Origin of the sequence: Mesorhizobium sp. Root554 (assembly GCF_001427025.1) — a bacterium.
Classification (GTDB): Bacteria; Pseudomonadota; Alphaproteobacteria; order Rhizobiales; family Rhizobiaceae; genus Mesorhizobium.
Window position 1 is genome coordinate 1,102,620 of record NZ_LMGA01000001.1, and the last position, 17,378, is coordinate 1,119,997.

Here is a 17,378-nt window from a genome sequence, read left to right on the forward strand (position 1 = left end):
ACTGATGAGACATTGGTTCGGCTAGGGTTCAATCCGTCAGGAGGAAAGATGTTGTCCATGTTCCGATAGAACGAAGCAAGTTCGCCTAATATGGTTTTGAACAGACTGCGGTGCTGCACGCGGGTAATCAGTACAGCGAATGCCAGCGTACCTTGTGATAAAGGTCCGCAATATGTCTCCAGGGTATCCTGAACTGGCTGCGTGGCTTTGTGCTGGGATTTGAGGACATGTTTTCAAGCTTGATGCCGGGGTCGTAGTAGGCCAGACCCTGAGCGAGCGAGTTGAGCAAAAGTTCGAACCCAGTCCCCTCACCGAGAAAGACCTTCGGCCCAAAGCGATAGAACGTGCTTGGCAAGAGTCGTCTTTCGCCAGGCACATAGACCGCCTTGGCGTGCTTCTTGTTCCAATGTGTCAGCAACTTCGGGAAGCTCCAACTCATCACCACGGTGCCATCGTCGTGAACGACAAAAAGGCTTCCGCCCGGATTCGTGATTTTCAGTTCCCTCGTGTCGAAGCCATCCAGTATCGTTGTAAGGCCTGTTGCCCGAGCCTTCTTTCCTACCCGGTACGAGCCACCGAAGTTCATACGGTCGGCACGACCACGTTTGTCGGCATAGCCGAACCGCCTGACAAAGTCCCCGACCGACATGCCCGTGTATTCACCCCCATCCGGTTCGGGCGTGAGCAGGGTCATCTTCTTTGACCGCGGAATATTGTCGAAATTTGGGGACTGAGCGGCCTTGACCTCCCAGCCAAAGATATCCGGCTCCGCCTTGCCGTTGTTCGATATTCCGAGCTCGGCTTCGAGAGTGTAGCCGATGCCATTGAGGCTCATGTAGGGGACAATTACACCCGATTTCATTCTCTTCGACTCGACCCAATCAAGTTCATGAATGCGGCGGAGTTCGGCGAATATGCGTTCGTCATCACCGACCTCCGTTCCCAGTAGGGGAATGACCCTGAAAACACCTTCCGTTTCCAAGTCGGTCAGAGCGCTGATTTGCCTCGCAAGAAGCGTTTCCGGACCAGCGGCCCAACCCACAACCCTGCGATCGCCGGTAACGCCGAGAAAAAGAAGCCGTCCAGCCTCGCGGGTGTTGAGTAGGTGGTTGGGCGCTCCCTTTGCACCTTCGAGAAAACCTGAGAGTCGTACCTCTGGGTATTGAGGATAGAAGATCAGTTTGGCGTTCGGAGCGGGTAGGGTCCGGCCGTCGGCCTGAAGCCAGTCGAGGGGAAACGACGCCTTGATGATTGATCGGCCTCTGTCTGAGACATCGATATAGAATTCGCCTGCCGGCAGGATATTGAAAGCCTGCAACTCCCCTTTCGAAACGTACGGCTGGTTCTTCGAATTATCATTTGGGGCGAGATACTTCAGCAGAAGCCTCGTTACGCCCGTGACACTCATCATCTGCTGCAGCTGGTCAAGCGACAGGTCAGATAAAGGCTCGTTCTGTCGCCTCGGCATTTCCGGGAACCCCGCGAATCACGAAGTCAGTCTGACTCGAATCCAGCGAAGCACCGATTCGATTCATCACAAGGTCAAATGGAAGCTTCGCGCGGCCGGTCAGAGCACATTCCCACACAGTGCCGACGCGCCAGCCCCCTTCGTGAAGGAGGTCGATGGCACGTGCATCCCGCGCCACGTTGGAGGCTATCTTCGCCTGCCAGAACTCCGGTCGCGTGGCGGGGAGTCGGAAAAGATGGCAGTCATGGCCATGCCAGAAACACCCGTTGACGAATAGCACCGCCTTTCGGGCGGGAAACACCAAGTCCGGCTTGCCCGGCAATTTGCCGTGCAGGCGATAGCGATAGCCTGCGGCATGCAGGCTTCTTCTTATCTGGATCTCCGGTCTGGTGTTCTTGCCGCGTATGCCGGACATCATCCGGCTGCGGGTGGCTGGGTCTACGACATCAGCCACGCTTCACCGCGGCAAGGATGTGTGGTTTCATGGCTTCGGCCACCGATTCCACAACAGGGACGACCACGCCGTTGCCGAACTGCTTGTAAGCCTGCGTATCAGAGACGGAAATGTTGAAGGTGCGGTTGCCGCGTTCGTAACCCATCAGGCGTGCGCATTCCTGCGGAGTGAGGCGCCGGGGACGCTTTCCCTTGCCCTGATCAATGAGGATCTCCGACCCGTCCTTGTAGTAACGGGCCGACAAGGTACGCGCGACGTCATTCGGTCCAAACAGCCCGAATCCGAACCCGTTGCCTGCGGCTTCGTGCTTCTTCCTATAGTTTTGCAGATACTGCCAGAGATGGTCCGTCAGGGTGTATTTGGGATCGACATCCTTCAAAAGGACGGATTTAAGGGTCGGAGCGGGTCCATCAGGCACGTGCATGTCATCGAATGAGAACGGGGCTTCGTCGAGAAAACCGACAATGAATATCCGGTCACGCCCCTGAGGCACCCACGGCCGGGCGCTGATGACGCGCGTGCTCACATGATAGCCCAGTTCCCGGAGTGTATTCACAATGACGGCAAACGTCCGCCCCTTGTCGTGACGCTGAAGATTCTTGACATTCTCGAGGAGGAAGGCTTCGGGCCGGTGGTGCTTGATGATCTTGGCCACGTCGAAGAAAAGCGTACCCTGCGTCTCGTCGAGGAATCCATGCTGACGTCCAAGAGCATTCTTCTTGGACACGCCTGCAATCGAGAAAGGCTGGCAGGGGAAGCCCGCCAGAAGGACGTTGTGCTTAGGGATGCGGTCAAGCGCTGTGGCATCCTTTGTCCATTCGCGGATATCGCCGGCAAAGATGTGGTCAGGGTCATGGGAGAAGTTTTTCCGGTAGGTGGCGGAAGCATATTTGTCCCACTCGCTAGTGAACACGCATCTCCCGCCGATGGCCTCGAAACCCATTCGGAGGCCCCCGATACCTGCAAACAAGTCGATGAACGTGAACGGCGCGTCCGGCTGGGCTTTCGTGTGACTTGCGGCAAGTAGCTTCAGCATGTCGATTGCCAAAGCTGTCGGCATCGCCTCGCCTCGTTCATGTCGATAGGCGGAGCTCATGGAACATTTGGTGACCCGGGCTGCTTCTTCGATCGTCAGACCGGCCTGTTCGCGCAGTATCGAGAACTCGGTTTTCGGGTTATAGATGTTCACAGAGCCGAATCTCCAACTGGGTCAATTTTTCCCAGATTGCCACGGAATGACCCAGAAGACTAGGGCGCTACTCCGCCGCCACCCTTCGCCTCGCCCCCGGCCGTCTTTCCAGCAGCTCCTTCAAAAACTGCCCCGTATAACTGCGCTTCTCCGCGACAATTTCTTCCGGCGTTCCGCTCGCCACCAGTTCGCCGCCGCCGTCGCCACCTTCGGGGCCGAGGTCGAGCACCCAGTCGGCCGTCTTGATGACCTCCAGATTATGCTCGATGACCACAACCGTATTGCCCTGGTCGACCAGTTCCTGCAGCACTTCGAGCAGCTTGGCGACGTCGTGGAAATGCAGGCCGGTGGTCGGCTCGTCGAGGATGTAGAGCGTCTTGCCGGTCGCCTTGCGCGACAGCTCCTTGGCCAGCTTGATGCGCTGCGCCTCGCCGCCCGACAGCGTGTTGGCCTGCTGGCCGATGTGGATGTAGCCAAGGCCGACATCCTTCAGCGTCTGCAGCTTGTCGCGCACGCCTGGCACGGCGGCGAAGAAGTCGACGCCTTCCTCCACCGTCATGTCGAGCACGTCGGCAATCGACTTGGTCTTGAAGGTGACGTCCAGCGTCTCGCGGTTGTAACGCTTGCCGTGGCAGACGTCGCAGGTGACGTAGACGTCGGGCAGGAAGTGCATCTCGATCTTGATGACGCCGTCGCCCTGGCAGGCCTCGCAGCGGCCGCCCTTGACGTTGAACGAGAAACGGCCCGGCTGGTAGCCGCGCGCCTTGGCCTCCGGCAGGCCGGCGAACCAGTCGCGGATCGGGGTGAAGGCGCCGGTGTAGGTGGCGGGGTTGGAGCGAGGGGTGCGGCCGATCGGCGACTGGTCGATGTCGATGACCTTGTCGAGGAATTCCAGGCCCTCGATGCGGTCGTGGTCGGCCGGATGCTCTCTGCTGCCCATGATGCGGCGCGAGGCGGCCTTGAACAGCGTCTCGATCAGGAAGGTGGACTTGCCGCCGCCCGACACGCCGGTGACGGCGGTGAAGGTGCCGAGCGGAATCTCGGCGGTGACGTTCTTCAGATTGTTGCCGCGCGCGCCGACGATCCTGATGCGCTTGCCCTTCTTGCCGGGACGGCGCGCCGCCGGCGTGGCGATTTCCAGTTCGCCCGACAGATACTTGCCGGTGATCGAATTGGGGTTGGCCATGATCTCGTTCGGCGTGCCCCTGGCGATCACCTCGCCGCCGTGGATGCCGGCGGCGGGGCCTATATCGACCACATAGTCGGCATGCAGGATGGCGTCCTCGTCATGCTCGACGACGATGACGGTGTTGCCGATGTCGCGCAGGTGCTTCAGCGTATCGAGCAGGCGGGCATTGTCGCGCTGGTGCAGGCCGATGGACGGCTCGTCCAGCACGTAGAGCACGCCGGTGAGGCCGGAACCGATCTGGCTGGCGAGGCGGATGCGCTGGCTCTCGCCGCCTGACAGCGTGCCGGAATTGCGGGCAAGCGTCAGGTAATCCAGCCCGACATCGTTGAGGAACCGCAGCCGCTCGCGGATTTCCTTGAGCACCCGCACGGCGATTTCGTTCTGCTTGTCGTTCATCTGCGACGGCAGCTCGGTGAACCATTTGTCGGCCTTGCGGATCGACTGTTCGGTCACCTCGCCGATGTGCTTGCCGGCGATCTTCACCGCCAGCGCTTCCGGCTTCAGCCGGTAGCCGTTGCAGGCCGGGCAGGGGGTGGCCGACATGAAGCGCTCGATCTCCTCGCGCATCCATGCGGATTCGGTTTCCTTCCAGCGCCGCTCCAGGTTGGGGATGACGCCCTCGAACGTCTTGGTCGTCTTGTAGGAGCGCAGGCCATCATCATACTGGAACGCCACCTCGCGCGCGCCGGTGCCGCGCAGGATTGCCTCTTTCGCCTCGGCGCCGAGGTCCCTGAACTTGTCGCCGGGCTTGAAGCCATAGGCCTTGCCCAGCGCCTCCAGCGTCTGCGCGTAATAGGGCGAGGACGACTTCGCCCATGGCGCGATGGCGCCGTCGCGCAGCGACAGGTTCTCGTCGGGGACGATCAGCATCGGGTCGATGGCGCGCTGGCTGCCCAGCCCGTCGCAGGTCGGGCAGGCGCCGGCGGGGTTGTTGAAGGAGAACAGCCGCGGCTCGATTTCCGCAATCGTAAACCCGGACACCGGACAGGCGAACTTTTCCGAGAACAGCAGGCGCTCATGCGTCTCGTTGGCGGATTTGTTGACCGCGTCCTCACCGGTCTGGCTGGCGTCGAGCGGCCTGTCGGCGAACTCGGCCACCGCCAGGCCCTCGGCCAGCTTCAGCGCCGTCTCGATCGAATCGGCCAGCCGCGTGGCAAGGTCGCCGCGCACCACGATGCGGTCCACCACAACGTCGATGTCGTGCTTGTATTTCTTGTCCAGCGCCGGCACCTCGGCGATCTCGTAGAAGGCGCCGTCGACCTTGACGCGCTGGAAGCCTTTCTTCTGCAGTTCCAGCAATTCCTTGCGGTACTCGCCTTTGCGGCCGCGCACGATGGGCGCCATGATGAACAGGCGCGTGCCTTCGTCCAGCGCCAGCACGCGGTCAACCATCTGGCTGACCGTCTGGCTTTCGATGGGCAGGCCGGTCGCGGGCGAATAGGGAACGCCGACGCGCGCGAACAGCAGGCGCATGTAGTCGTAGATCTCGGTGACCGTGCCGACGGTCGAGCGCGGATTCTTCGAGGTGGTCTTCTGCTCGATGGAAATGGCCGGCGACAGCCCGTCGATCTGGTCGACGTCCGGCTTCTGCATCATCTCGAGGAACTGGCGCGCATAGGCCGAGAGGCTCTCGACATAGCGGCGCTGGCCTTCGGCGTAGATCGTGTCGAAGGCAAGCGACGACTTGCCCGAACCGGAAAGCCCGGTCATCACCACCAGCGAATCCCGCGGCAGGTCGAGGTCGACATTCTTGAGATTGTGTTCGCGCGCGCCGCGAATGGAAATGTATTTGTGGTCGGCCATGCCGGTCCGCCGCCTCGATATCTGATTGCCGGATTGGCGGATGCCGCCGTTCCCCTGATGTAGGTAGTTTTGCCGCTACGTCGAGATGCCGCAACCGCCCCAGCGCGTTTAACCGCCTTTGGCGGGATGCGGCAAGCAAAAAGAACAAAGGTCGAACGACTTGCTGACAGCGTGTTGGCAGGAAGTCCGTCCCGGACGCCTGACGCGACCGATCACTTTTTCTCCCATCCGTCACGCGACACTTGACCCGGCTTCGGCGCGGGTCCAGATTTATTTCCGTCGATGAGGCCGATCGCCAGCAGGGCGATCTTCGAGCCGAAACAGGCCGTCTGCGAGACGCCGCNAGGCTACGAATAGGCGCCTTCAACGACACAAGAGCAACGAGCAAGGGAGCGAGGTATGACCCCACCGGACAGTCCCAGCCGGCTCCGCGTTTCGCTGGAGCCGCGGCGAACCTGAAATTGCCACGCCGACCGGTTAGGCCATGTCGGTTCGTCGAAATCCCCCACATTGAGAAACGATAGTCGGATCAGCGGCTGAACCCGCGGCGCATCCGAAAAATAACGCCGGTAAACCACTCCCGGCAAAAATGAGTTGATCTCATAAGGCCCCGACCGCTTTGCAAATGCAGCGGCGGGGCCGTTTTCGTTGCAGCAATGGGCTTTTACGCAGGCCCCGCACATCATTGGTCAGGAGGTTGACGGCTCGATCGCGAGCGGCGGTCTTATTTCTTCTTCAGCTCGAACTCGTTGCCGAAACCAGCCTCTGCGCGGACGAAGCCGGATATGCGCACATCGAAATTGCCAACCTTGTACCGGCNCATCTTCGGCGGGCCGTAAGTCCGGCTCCGGTTCAGCCGGCTTGACGATGCGATAATCGCTTTCGACGCCGGGCAGGGTACCGGACACCGGCTTCTCGCCCGCATGGGCGTAACCGGCGACAAAAGCCGCCAGCACAAACGCGCCGGCGCGCGCGGTAAGGATTGTTGCGCTCATCGGTAAAGCATAACGGTTCGAGCGGTTCAGGGCCAGTGGCTTCCGCAACAGGAGCTGGTCTGGCTGGCGAACGAAGATAGAAACGCCGCCTACGCCGCGGCCTTGCGGGTGTCATAGACATGGTCAACGACGCCCCATGCCCGGGCCTCATCGGCGGTCATGAAATAATCACGGTCGAGCGTGCGCTCCACCTCCTCCAGCGGGCGGCCGCAATGCTCCGAATAGAGCCGGATCATGCGGCGCTTGATCTTGAGGATATTTTCGGCGTGGCGCTCGATGTCCGAGGCCTGGCCCTGGAAACCGCCCAGCGGCTGGTGCACGACGATCTGCGCGTTGGGCAGGGCGATCCGCCGCCCCGGCGTGCCCGCCATCAGCAGGAACGATCCCATCGACGCGGCAAAGCCCATGCAGACGGTCGAGATCGGGCAGCGCACATAGCGCATGGTGTCGTAGATGGCGAAGCCGCTGGTGACGACACCGCCGGGCGAGTTGATGTAAAGGGAGATTTCCTTGTCGGGATTGTCCGCCTCCAGCGACAGTATTTGCGCGCACACCAGCGCCGCCATGCCGTCTTCGATCTGGCCGTTGATGAAGATGATGCGCTCGCGCAGCAGCCGCGAGAAAATGTCGAAGGCGCGTTCGCCACGGCTCGATTGCTCGATCACCATCGGCACCAGGTTGGCAAGGCCGCTCATTGTCGGTTCTCCGTTCGTTGGCGGCGCTCAGGCCGCGCGCAAAAGCATGATCGTGTTGGCTGGAGCCGGCCGTGGCCGTGGCTTGCTCGAGAGAGTGAGACGGCAACTCGGAACGCCGGCCAGCGCGACCGCGGGAATGGCGGCAAAGTCGCCATGCACGATGCGCAGGCGGGTGCCGCCGGAGGCGGAACGGGCAAGCTCGAAACTGACGGTGCTGTCCATGCCGGAGGCGTCGCCGTTTTCACGGTCGTCCCGTTCACGCCAGGAATAGCGCAGCAATCGGCAGGGATCGGCCTCGAGAACCTCGCATTCTATCGGCGCCGCGCCGGGACGCAGTTGGAAGCGGCTGCCAGCCTTGATGGCGGGATCCATGTCATTGGGCAGCAGCCACGCAGCCAAAAGCTCGGGCACGGTGAGCGCCCGCCAGACCTTTTCCGGCGGCTCGGCCAGGTCGCATTCGACAACGATCGGCGCGGCGGGCTTCTCGGTCATTGATCCATCTCCTTCAGCACCGTCTTCAATTTTTCCACATGCGCCGGCCAGAAGGCGCGGTAACGCTCGATCCAGCCGAGCAGCGGCCCAAGCCCGTCCGGATCAGCCCGGTAGTAGGCGTTGCGGCCGGCGCGGCGTTCCTGAACCAGCCCGGCGCCGCGCAGCACGGCCAGATGCTGCGATACGGCCGGCTGCGTCACCGACGTGCCATCGCGCAGCTGCGACACGGTCATCTCGCCGCCGGCCAGCCGCTCGAACAGCGCGCGCCGGGTCGGGTCGGCCAGGGCGCGGAATATCTCTGCTTCGATCATGGCAGAAACATAAGTACAAACTTATTCGTTTGGCAAGCGGCGAGAACAGCTTGTATCGCTTCCGGACGGACTGGCCTTTGCCTCTGCTGACATTTCCTTGACAAAGCAGGTGCGGATTGAATAGAACATAAAGGGAACAAAAACATTGTGGGTAAAACTGCCTCCTGGCAGGCACGCGCTGCGCGCAGCCTGTAAGGTGCGTGGATCAAATCGGTTTCGGATGAGCGTGGAGAAGTGTGATGGCGGGCAGCGTCAATAAGGTCATTCTGGTGGGCAATCTCGGCGCCGACCCGGAAATCCGCCGGCTGAACTCAGGCGAACCGGTGGTCAATCTGCGGATTGCGACCTCGGAAAGCTGGCGCGACAAGAATTCGGGCGAACGCAAGGAAAAGACCGAGTGGCACAGCATCGTCATCTTCAATGACAATCTGGCCAAGGTCGCCGAGCAGTACCTGAAGAAGGGCATGAAGGTTTATCTCGAAGGCGCGCTGCAGACCCGCAAATGGGAAAAGGATGGCGTCGAGCGCTATACGACCGAGATCGTGCTGCAGAAATTCCGCGGCGAACTGCAGATGCTGGATTCGCGCGGCCAGGGCGAGGGCGGTCAGGTCGGCGGCTATTCCGGCGGCGGTCGCGACAGCTTCGGCCAGTCGGGTCCCGGCGGCGGCGACGATTTCGGTGGCCGCGGTTCGGGCGGCGGCGGCAATCGCAGTGGCGGTGGTGGCTCGCGCGATCTGGACGACGAAATCCCGTTCTGATCGACGCTGCGCGGGACCGTTTGCAGTCTCGATAAGGGTGGCGCAGTGGCTTGGCCTGGTGGCGCATGGCTTGAGGGATATTCGGTGAAGGCACGGGTCAAGTGGGTCGAGGAACGGACTTTCGTCGGCGAGTCCGGCTCCGGCCACAAGCTGGTCCTCGGTACGGCGTCCGCGCCCGGCGGTGCGGCGCCGGGACCGAGCCCGATGGAACTCGTGCTGATCGGCACCGGCGGCTGTTCAGCCTATGATGTCGTGCATATCCTCGAAAAAGGCCGCGAGGCGGTCGAGGATTGCGTGGTCGAGCTCGACGCCGACCGGGCCGAAACCGACCCGAAGGTGTTCACGCGCATCCACATGCATTTCATCGTCAGCGGACGGGCGCTTTCCCTCGACAAGGTCAGGCGCGCGGTCGATCTGTCGATCGACAAATACTGCTCCGCCTCGGCGATGATGGCCAGGACCGCTGCGATTACCCATGATTTCGAAGTGGTGGATACGTCGGCGAAGTAAGTCCCGGACAGGCTGGTCCCGGTAGAGGCATATCACCCCGCCATCAGCGCCTTCACGCCGTCGGCGACGAACTGCACCGCCAGCGCCGCGAGGATGACGCCCAGCAGCCGCGTCAGGATGGAGCGGCCGGTCTGACCGAGTATGCCATCGACGCGCTCGGCCAGCAGGAACACCGCATAGGTGATGGCCAGGCACAGGAAAATGATGCCGACCAGCGCCATCTGCGCGGCAACGCCCTGAAACGAACCGGACAGCAGCACCGTGGCGGAAATCGCGCCGGGTCCGGCGATCAGCGGGATCGCCAGCGGAAAGGCGGCGAGGTTGTGGATGTGGTCGCGGGTAATGGCGACGTCGCCGATCTTCTCCTTGCGGTCCTGACGCCGCTCGAAAACCATCTCGAAGGCGATGAAGAACAGCAGGAAGCCGCCCGCCACCCGGAAGGCGGGCAGGGTGATGCCGAATACCGACAGGATCGACGCACCCGCCAGCGCGAACAGCGCCAGCACGAGAAAACCGATCACCGAGGCGCGGATGGAGACCTGCCGGCGCTCGTCGCGGTTCATGCCGCGCGTGATCGCCAGGAAAAGCGGCGCCAGACCCGGTGGATCGATCGTCACGAGAATGGTCACGAAAGCATTGAAAAGACTGTCGAAACTGGACATGGGCCAGACCCTCTGGCGGTCAGGCTAGCGTGATCGCGGCTTGCGCGCCAGTCCAGTCACGTCGAACGCCGCGCGCCAATCGGCTCCGACGCCTGCGCCAATCGCGATAGGTTGCCGCAGCGTCCGCTCGAAAATCGCCCATCCATTTGAATCTTCGTGGAAAATCAGTTCTGGAAAAGCTGCCGCGCCATTGGAGAAATCCAGCGGCTTCCTATATAAAAGGCCTGTGATTCCCTCTTTCGTGTGACGCATTTTGAACGACCAGAAGACACCGCTCGGGCCGCAGGGTCCTTCCGGCATCGAGCCGATCTCGATCATCGAGGAGATGCAGCGCTCCTATCTCGATTACGCGATGAGCGTGATCGTGTCGCGCGCGCTGCCGGACGTCCGCGACGGGCTGAAGCCCGTTCACCGGCGCATCCTCTATGCGGCGCATGAGAGCGGCTATCACTGGAACCGCAAATATGTGAAGTCGGCCCGTCCGGTCGCCGACGTGATGGGTAAGTACCATCCGCATGGCGACGCCTCGATCTACGACGCCCTGGTGCGCATGGCGCAGGACTGGTCGCTGCGCGTGCCGCTCATCGACGGGCAGGGCAATTTCGGCTCCATCGACGGCGACCCGCCGGCGGCGATGCGCTACACGGAATCGCGCCTGACCAAGGTCGCGCATGAGCTGCTCGAGGACATCGACAAGGAGACCGTCGACTTCCAGGACACCTACGATGCGTCGGGCAGCGAACCGAAAGTCTTGCCGGCGCGTTTTCCCAATCTTCTGGTCAATGGCTCCGGCGGCATCGCCGTCGGCATGGCGACGAACATTCCGCCGCACAATTTGTCCGAAGTCTGCAACGGCGCCATCGCGCTGATCGACGACCCGGCGATCGGCCTGCCGCGGCTGATGGAGATCATCCCCGGTCCGGACTTTCCGACCGGCGGCCTGGTGATCGGGCGCGCGGGCATCGAGAGCGCCTATGCGACGGGCCGCGGCTCGATCCTGATGCGCGGGCGCGTCGAAATCGAGCAACGAGCCAACGACCGGGAAGCCATCGTCATCACCGAAGTTCCCTATCAGGTGAACAAATCGTCGATGATCGAGAAGATGGCCGAACTGGTGCGCGACAAGCGCATCGAAGGCATTTCCGACATCCGCGACGAGAGCGACCGGCAGGGCTACCGTGTCGTCATCGAGCTGAAGCGCGACGCCGTCGCTGACGTCATCCTGAACCAGCTTTACCGCTATACGCCGCTTCAGACTTCATTCGGGGCCAACGTCGTGGCGCTGAACGGCGGCAAGCCCGAAGTCATGACGCTGCTCGACATGCTGAAGGCCTTCGTATCCTTCCGCGAAGAGGTGATCAGCCGCCGCACCAAATTCCTGCTGCGCAAGGTTCGCGACCGCGCCCATATCCTGGTCGGTCTCGCCATCGCCGTCGCCAACATCGACGAGGTCATCAAGCTGATCCGCGGCGCGCCGGATCCCACCACCGCGCGGGAGCAGTTGATGACCCGGCGCTGGCCGGCGGCGGATGTCGAGTCCCTGATCCGGCTGATCGACGATCCGCGCCACCGCATCAACGACGACGGCACCTACAATCTTTCCGAGGAGCAGGCGCGCGCTATCCTCGCGCTGCAGCTGTCGCGCCTCACGGCGCTTGGCCGCGATGAAATCGCCGACGAATTGAACAAGATCGGCGCGGAAATCTCTGATTACCTTGACATATTGTCCTCGCGGGCGCGCATCCAGCAGATCGTCAAGGACGAACTGGCAGCCGTGCGGGACGAGTTCGGCACGCCGCGGCGCACCGAACTGCTCGACGGCGCGGCCGACATGGACGACGAAGACCTGATCCAGCGCGAGGACATGGTCGTCACCGTCAGCCATTCGGGCTACATCAAGCGCGTGCCGCTGTCGCTCTACCGGGCGCAGCGCCGCGGCGGCAAGGGCCGCTCGGGCATGTCGACCAAGGACGAGGATTTCGTCACCCGGCTGTTCGTCGCCAACACGCATACGCCGGTGCTGTTCTTCTCCTCGCGCGGCATCGTCTACAAGGAAAAGGTCTGGCGCCTGCCGATCGGCAATCCGCAGTCGCGCGGCAAGGCGCTGATCAACCTGCTGCAATTGCAGCAGGGCGAGCGCATCACCACCATCATGCCGCTGCCCGAGGACGAGGCGAGCTGGGGTGAGCTCGACGTCATGTTCGCCACCACGCGCGGCACGGTGCGCCGCAACAAGCTGAGCGAATTCGTCCAGGTCAACCGCAATGGCAAGATCGCCATGAAGCTGGAGGAGGAAGGCGACGAGATCCTCGGCGTCGAAACCTGCACCGACAATGACGATGTGCTTCTGACGGCGAGTTCCGGCCAATGCATCCGGTTCCGTGTCGACGATGTGCGCGTCTTCCAGAGCCGCAATTCGGTCGGCGTGCGCGGCATCTCGATGGCTGAAGGCGACCGGGTCATCTCGATGGCCATCATCGAGCACGTGGAAGCCGATCCGGCCGAACGCGCCGGGTATCTCAAGCAGGCCGTTGCCGAACGCAAGGCCGCGGCTTTGGCTGCCGGCATGGAAGTCGAGACGGGCGGCGAAGAAGAAATCGCGTTGACCAATGAGGACGTGGGTGAAATCGGTGACCTGTCACCGGAGCGCTACGCGGAACTGAAGGCGCACGAGCAGTTCGTTTTGACCGTCACCGAGTTCGGCTACGGCAAACGGTCGTCGTCCTATGATTTCAGGCTGACCGGCCGCGGCGGCAAGGGCATCCGTGCCACGGACGTGTCGAAAGTCGATGAAATCGGCCGGCTAGTCGCAACCTTCCCGGTCGCCAACGATGACCAGATCATGCTGGTTTCGGATGGCGGCACGGTCATTCGCGTGCCGGTCCACGGCATCCGATTCGCCAGCCGCGCCACCAAGGGCGTGACCATCTTCAACACTGCGGAAGGCGAGAAAGTGGTCTCGGTCGAGCGTATCTCCGAACCGCAGGGCGAGGACGAAGATGCCTTGCCGGCCGGCGAAGCCGGCCAGGCGGACGCTGGCGGCGAAGGACCCGGCGACGGTTCGGCCGGGGCAGCGGATGGCAGCCCGGAGGCTTGACTGTTTCCGCGCCGCGCCTGGCCCTGGCCGCCGACCTTGCGGCGATTGAAGAGCTGACGCGGGCGGCCTACAGCCCTTACACCGCGCTTCTCGGTGCGCCGCCTTTGCCGGTGACAGAGGATTATCGTCCGCGCATCGACCGCGAGGAAATCTGGCTGCTCGATGACGGCCCAGAGGGGGCTGCGGGCGGACTTTCGGGTCTCATCGTGCTGGAAACCATCCGGATCATGTGATGGTGTTCAGCGTCGCGGTCGCACCATCGAGCCAGGGTTTTGGGCTGGGTGTCCGGCTTCTGGGCTTTGCCGAGGAACAGGCAGCGAAAGCGGGGCTCAGCGAAGTTCGGCTGCATACCAACGCGCGGATGGAGCGGTACATCGCGCTCTACCGGTCGCTTGGGTTTGTCGAAACTGGCCGCCGGCCCAATCCGGTGCGTCCGGGATGGACGGTCGTGGATATGCTCAAGCGCCTGCGCGTTTACGCGGCGCGGCGAACGGGGCGGGTCAGTAGCGGCGCGGGCCGAAGCGGTCTGTCCGGCGGGCGTGCAGTTTCACACGTTCGGCTTCCTGATGCAGACCGAAGACGGTAGCGATCAGCATGGCGACAGTCATTGCGGCAGCTAGCATGAAGATCATCATTTTGGTTCTCCTGCGCCTTACAACGATCAGATGGGGCTTTGGTTTCATCTAATGAAGAGGCAAGGTAGTGAACTGTGAGTGAAAGCTTCGTGATCGGCCCGTTCATCTGTCGTTCATGGTTGCCGAAAGGTTCACGAGAGCGTTGCGGGCGGAATTGCCTTTGACCGAAGGGGCAGCTAGAAGCAGGCTGCATGACTGATCGCATCGCCCTCTATGCCGGCTCCTTCGACCCGTTGACCAACGGTCACCTGGATGTGCTGAAGGCGTCGCTCGCCGTCGCCGACACGATCTATGCGGCGATCGGCGTGCATCCCGGCAAGAAGCCGCTGTTTTCGTTCGAGGATCGGGTGAAGCTCATCGAGGCCGCCGCGAAGTCGGAACTCGGAAAGGATGGCGCGCGCATCAGGGTCGTTTCCTTCGACGGGCTGGTGATCGATGCGGCGAAGAAGCATGGCGCATCGATCATGATCCGCGGCCTGCGCGACGGCACCGACCTCGACTACGAGATGCAGATGGCCGGCATGAACGAGACCATGGCGCCGGAATTGCAGACTGTTTTCCTGCCCGCCAGCCCCTCGGTGCGAACCATTACCGCCACACTTGTCCGCCAGATAGCCTCGATGGGAGGCGATATCCGCCCCTTCGTGCCGGCGGTGGTGGCCGGCGCGCTCACGGCCAAATTCGCCAGATAATTTCGGAGAAAATCCATGCTTTTCAAAAGGCTCGCCGCCTGTCTCGTCCTTCTTGCCGGCATGTTCGCCGGTGCTGCCGCCTTCGCGGCGGAGCCCGACAACACGATGGTCATCACGCTGAAGGACGGCGACGTGACCGTCGCGCTGCGGCCCGATCTTGCGCCCAAGCATGTCGAGCAGATCAAGAAGCTGGTGCGCGAGGGCGCCTACAACAACGTCGCGTTCCACCGCGTCATCGACGGCTTCATGGCGCAGACCGGCGACGTGCGTTACGGCGACATGAAGGACGGCTACAGCGCCGACGCCGTCGGCACCGGCGGCTCGGACCTGCCCGACCTGCCGGCCGAATTCTCCAAGGAGCATTTCGTCCGCGGCGTGCTGGGCATGGCCCGTTCGCAGGACCCGAACTCGGCCAATTCGCAGTTCTTCATCATGTTCGACACGGCGGATTCGCTCGATGGCCAGTACACGATCATTGGCGAGGTCGAGAGCGGCATGGATCTCGTCGACAAGATCAAAAAAGGCGATTCGGCGCAAAACGGGGTTGTTTCCGACCCTGACCGCATGATCAAGGTGCGCATCGCTTCCGACAAATAACGGGAGATCGGCAGTCGGCAATCGGCAGTTGGAGAGCTCTTCGTTTAGAAGAAAACGCTGCCTTTTTCCACTTGCTACTCTCTCGACTGCCTACTGCCGACTGCCTAATTCACCACTGCCGATCAATTTTTGAAAGGAACTCGATATGGCCGACATCAAGGATCGCGAAAACGCGCTCATCATGGAGACGACCCAGGGCAACGTCGTCATCGAAATGCTTCCCGACCTGGCGCCCGGCCATGTCGCCCGCATCAAGGAACTGGCCCGCGAAGGCGCTTATGACGGCGTCGTCTTCCACCGCGTCATCGACGGCTTCATGGCGCAGACCGGCGACGTGAAGTTCGGCAATTCCTCGTCGTCTTCATTTGCTCCTTCCCGCGCAGGCATGGGCGGTTCCGACAAGCCGGACCTGAAGGCCGAGTTCTCCAACGCCAATCACGGCCGCGGCACCTGCTCGATGGCCCGTTCGCAGAATCCGAATTCGGCCAACTCGCAGTTCTTCATCTGCTTCGACGACGCCGCCTTCCTGAACCGCCAGTACACGGTCTGGGGCCAGGTCATCGAAGGCATGGACAATGTCGACAAGATCAAGCGCGGCGAGCCGGTGCAGGACCCCGACAAGATCGTGTCGCTCAAGGTCGCGGCGGACGTGAAGTAAGCAGAACGGGGCAGAGCGATGATGGGGCTTGTCTGGTCGCTGCTCGGCATATTGTCGGGCGCATTCATCGCCATCCAGGCGCCGATCAACTCGCAACTGGCGCGCGGCCTCGGCCTGCCCGTGGCCGCCGCCGCCTTCTCGTTTCTATCGGGCGCCATCGTGCTGGGCATCATCACGGTGGCGCTGGTGCGCTTCCAGGGCATATCGCTGGACTGGAAGGCGCCGGCGCCGTGGCTGTTTGTCGCCGGCGGCGTGCTTGGCGCTTTCTATGTGACGCTTTCGACCATCCTCACGCCGAAGATCGGCGCGGCCGCGCTGATGGCGTTTCTCGTCGCCGGGCAACTGACCGCCGGCATGGTGCTGGACCGCATCGGCTTCCTCGGCATGGCGGTGCGCGAAATCTCGCTCGGCCGGCTGGCCGGCGCGGCGCTTCTGTTGATCGGCGCGCTGCTCGTGCGGCTTTACTGACCGGACACTCAGCCCTTCGATATGACGATATGCGTCGCCAACTCGCCTTCCGTCCGGTCCGTCACCGCATAGCCGAGCGCCGGCAGGTCGATGCCGGCAAAAAGCGCTTCGCCACGGCCGATCACGACAGGCGATACCGCCAGATGCATGGTGTCGATGGCGCCGACGCGCAGATATTGCTGCACGGTCGAGACGCCGCCGCCGATCTTGACGTCGAGCTTGCCAGCAGCGGCCTTCGCCTGCTCCAGCGCCGCCTCGATGCCTTCCGTCACGAAATAGAACGTCGTGCCGCCCTCCATCACGATCGGCGCGCGTGGATAATGCGTGAGGATGAAGGTCGGCGCATGGTAGGGCGGATTGCTACCCCACCAGCCTTTCCACACATCGTCCGGCCATTCGTCGCGGATCGGTCCGAACATGTTGCGGCCGAGGATGAACGCGCCGAAACCCGACATGGCAGCGGCCCCGTATTGTTCGTCGATGCCGGTCGTTCCGCCTTCCTTGCCGACCATGGCGCGGAAGGTTTTCGTCGGGAAAAACCACTGGTGCAGTTCCTCGCCGCGTTTGCCGAGCGGGTTCTGCAGGCTCTGTTCGGGTCCTGCGCCAAAACCGTCGAGTGAAATGGCGAATCCGCAAACGCGTACCTTGGGCATAGTCAGCTCCAGCCTTGTGTTCCAATGCTGGCTTAACGAAACCGATTGCGTT

The 17,378-nt window shown here is 62.3% G+C and carries 17 protein-coding genes and 1 pseudogene; 8 read left to right on the forward strand and 10 right to left on the reverse strand.

Features of this window, described 5'->3' with window-relative positions:
* Positions 1 to 127: 127 nt before the first annotated feature.
* The 7 genes from ASD44_RS05365 to ASD44_RS05395 all read right to left on the reverse strand — a co-directional run bounded on the left by ASD44_RS05365 (position 128) and on the right by ASD44_RS05395 (position 8,596).
* On the reverse strand, positions 128 to 1,408 hold the full coding sequence (locus tag ASD44_RS05365; protein WP_162246414.1) for an MvaI/BcnI family restriction endonuclease: 1,281 nt from the start codon (positions 1,406 to 1,408) through the stop codon (positions 128 to 130).
* Between the two features lie 28 nt (positions 1,409 to 1,436).
* Positions 1,437 to 1,883, reverse strand: coding sequence for a very short patch repair endonuclease (locus ASD44_RS05370; RefSeq protein WP_244480481.1), 447 nt, complete (start codon positions 1,881 to 1,883; stop codon positions 1,437 to 1,439).
* Between the two features lie 31 nt (positions 1,884 to 1,914).
* Positions 1,915 to 3,111 (reverse strand): DNA (cytosine-5-)-methyltransferase, encoded by a 1,197-nt coding sequence (gene dcm, locus ASD44_RS05375; RefSeq protein ID WP_244478724.1) that lies wholly within the window; start codon positions 3,109 to 3,111, stop codon positions 1,915 to 1,917.
* A gap of 67 nt (positions 3,112 to 3,178) precedes the next feature.
* Positions 3,179 to 6,103, reverse strand: a complete 2,925-nt coding sequence (gene uvrA / locus ASD44_RS05380) for an excinuclease ABC subunit UvrA (protein ID WP_056109586.1) — start codon at positions 6,101 to 6,103, stop codon at positions 3,179 to 3,181.
* A gap of 1,084 nt (positions 6,104 to 7,187) precedes the next feature.
* Positions 7,188 to 7,793, reverse strand: coding sequence for an ATP-dependent Clp protease proteolytic subunit (locus tag ASD44_RS05385; RefSeq protein WP_056109588.1), 606 nt, complete (start codon positions 7,791 to 7,793; stop codon positions 7,188 to 7,190).
* Between the two features lie 27 nt (positions 7,794 to 7,820).
* The gene (locus ASD44_RS05390; RefSeq protein ID WP_056109590.1) at positions 7,821 to 8,285 is read right to left on the reverse strand and encodes an SRPBCC domain-containing protein; all 465 of its coding nucleotides are present in this window, start codon (positions 8,283 to 8,285) and stop codon (positions 7,821 to 7,823) included.
* Positions 8,282 to 8,596 carry a metalloregulator ArsR/SmtB family transcription factor gene (locus tag ASD44_RS05395; protein ID WP_056109592.1) on the reverse strand — a complete coding sequence of 105 codons (315 nt, stop codon included), beginning with the start codon at positions 8,594 to 8,596 and terminating at the stop codon, positions 8,282 to 8,284. Before ASD44_RS05395 ends, ASD44_RS05390 begins: the two co-directional genes overlap by 4 nt.
* Before the next feature lie 239 nt (positions 8,597 to 8,835).
* On the opposite strand from ASD44_RS05395, the gene ssb reads away from it, so the two are divergent.
* Together ssb and ASD44_RS05405 are read left to right on the forward strand one after the other, a co-directional pair.
* On the forward strand, positions 8,836 to 9,354 hold the full coding sequence (ssb, locus tag ASD44_RS05400; protein ID WP_056109595.1) for a single-stranded DNA-binding protein: 519 nt from the start codon (positions 8,836 to 8,838) through the stop codon (positions 9,352 to 9,354).
* An 84-nt stretch (positions 9,355 to 9,438) separates the two neighbouring features.
* Positions 9,439 to 9,864 carry an OsmC family protein gene (locus ASD44_RS05405; RefSeq protein ID WP_056109597.1) on the forward strand — a complete coding sequence of 142 codons (426 nt, stop codon included), beginning with the start codon at positions 9,439 to 9,441 and terminating at the stop codon, positions 9,862 to 9,864.
* A gap of 32 nt (positions 9,865 to 9,896) precedes the next feature.
* On the opposite strand, the gene ASD44_RS05410 is transcribed toward ASD44_RS05405, so the two are convergent.
* The gene (locus ASD44_RS05410; RefSeq protein ID WP_056109598.1) at positions 9,897 to 10,526 is read right to left on the reverse strand and encodes a MarC family protein; all 630 of its coding nucleotides are present in this window, start codon (positions 10,524 to 10,526) and stop codon (positions 9,897 to 9,899) included.
* Between the two features lie 253 nt (positions 10,527 to 10,779).
* Between ASD44_RS05410 and gyrA the strand changes: the two genes are divergently transcribed.
* Entirely contained in the window at positions 10,780 to 13,623 is a 2,844-nt protein-coding gene (gene gyrA, locus ASD44_RS05420) for a DNA gyrase subunit A (RefSeq protein ID WP_056109602.1), read from the forward strand.
* Positions 13,620 to 14,092: pseudogene (locus ASD44_RS05425) on the forward strand (GNAT family N-acetyltransferase); the annotation flags it as partial. The gene gyrA and the pseudogene ASD44_RS05425, both read left to right, overlap by 4 nt.
* Before the next feature lie 31 nt (positions 14,093 to 14,123).
* Here the strand turns inward: ASD44_RS05425 and ASD44_RS18860 are convergent.
* On the reverse strand, positions 14,124 to 14,258 hold the full coding sequence (locus tag ASD44_RS18860; RefSeq protein WP_274533092.1) for a hypothetical protein: 135 nt from the start codon (positions 14,256 to 14,258) through the stop codon (positions 14,124 to 14,126).
* Between the two features lie 191 nt (positions 14,259 to 14,449).
* Between ASD44_RS18860 and coaD the strand changes: the two genes are divergently transcribed.
* From coaD to ASD44_RS05445, 4 genes are all read left to right on the forward strand, one after another.
* Positions 14,450 to 14,950, forward strand: coding sequence for a pantetheine-phosphate adenylyltransferase (gene coaD, locus ASD44_RS05430; RefSeq protein WP_056109604.1), 501 nt, complete (start codon positions 14,450 to 14,452; stop codon positions 14,948 to 14,950).
* Positions 14,951 to 15,010: 60 nt separating this feature from the next.
* Entirely contained in the window at positions 15,011 to 15,547 is a 537-nt protein-coding gene (locus ASD44_RS05435; RefSeq protein ID WP_244478818.1) for a peptidylprolyl isomerase, read from the forward strand.
* 145 nt (positions 15,548 to 15,692) lie between these two features.
* A complete protein-coding gene (locus ASD44_RS05440) occupies positions 15,693 to 16,205 on the forward strand; it encodes a peptidylprolyl isomerase (RefSeq protein WP_056109607.1) in 513 nt (170 codons plus the stop codon).
* Between the two features lie 18 nt (positions 16,206 to 16,223).
* The gene (locus ASD44_RS05445; protein ID WP_056109609.1) at positions 16,224 to 16,673 is read left to right on the forward strand and encodes a DMT family transporter; all 450 of its coding nucleotides are present in this window, start codon (positions 16,224 to 16,226) and stop codon (positions 16,671 to 16,673) included.
* 8 nt (positions 16,674 to 16,681) lie between these two features.
* On the opposite strand, the gene ASD44_RS05450 is transcribed toward ASD44_RS05445, so the two are convergent.
* Positions 16,682 to 17,326: a dihydrofolate reductase family protein gene (locus ASD44_RS05450; RefSeq protein ID WP_056109612.1), complete on the reverse strand. Its 645-nt coding sequence runs from the start codon at positions 17,324 to 17,326 to the stop codon at positions 16,682 to 16,684.
* Positions 17,327 to 17,378 lie beyond the last annotated feature (52 nt).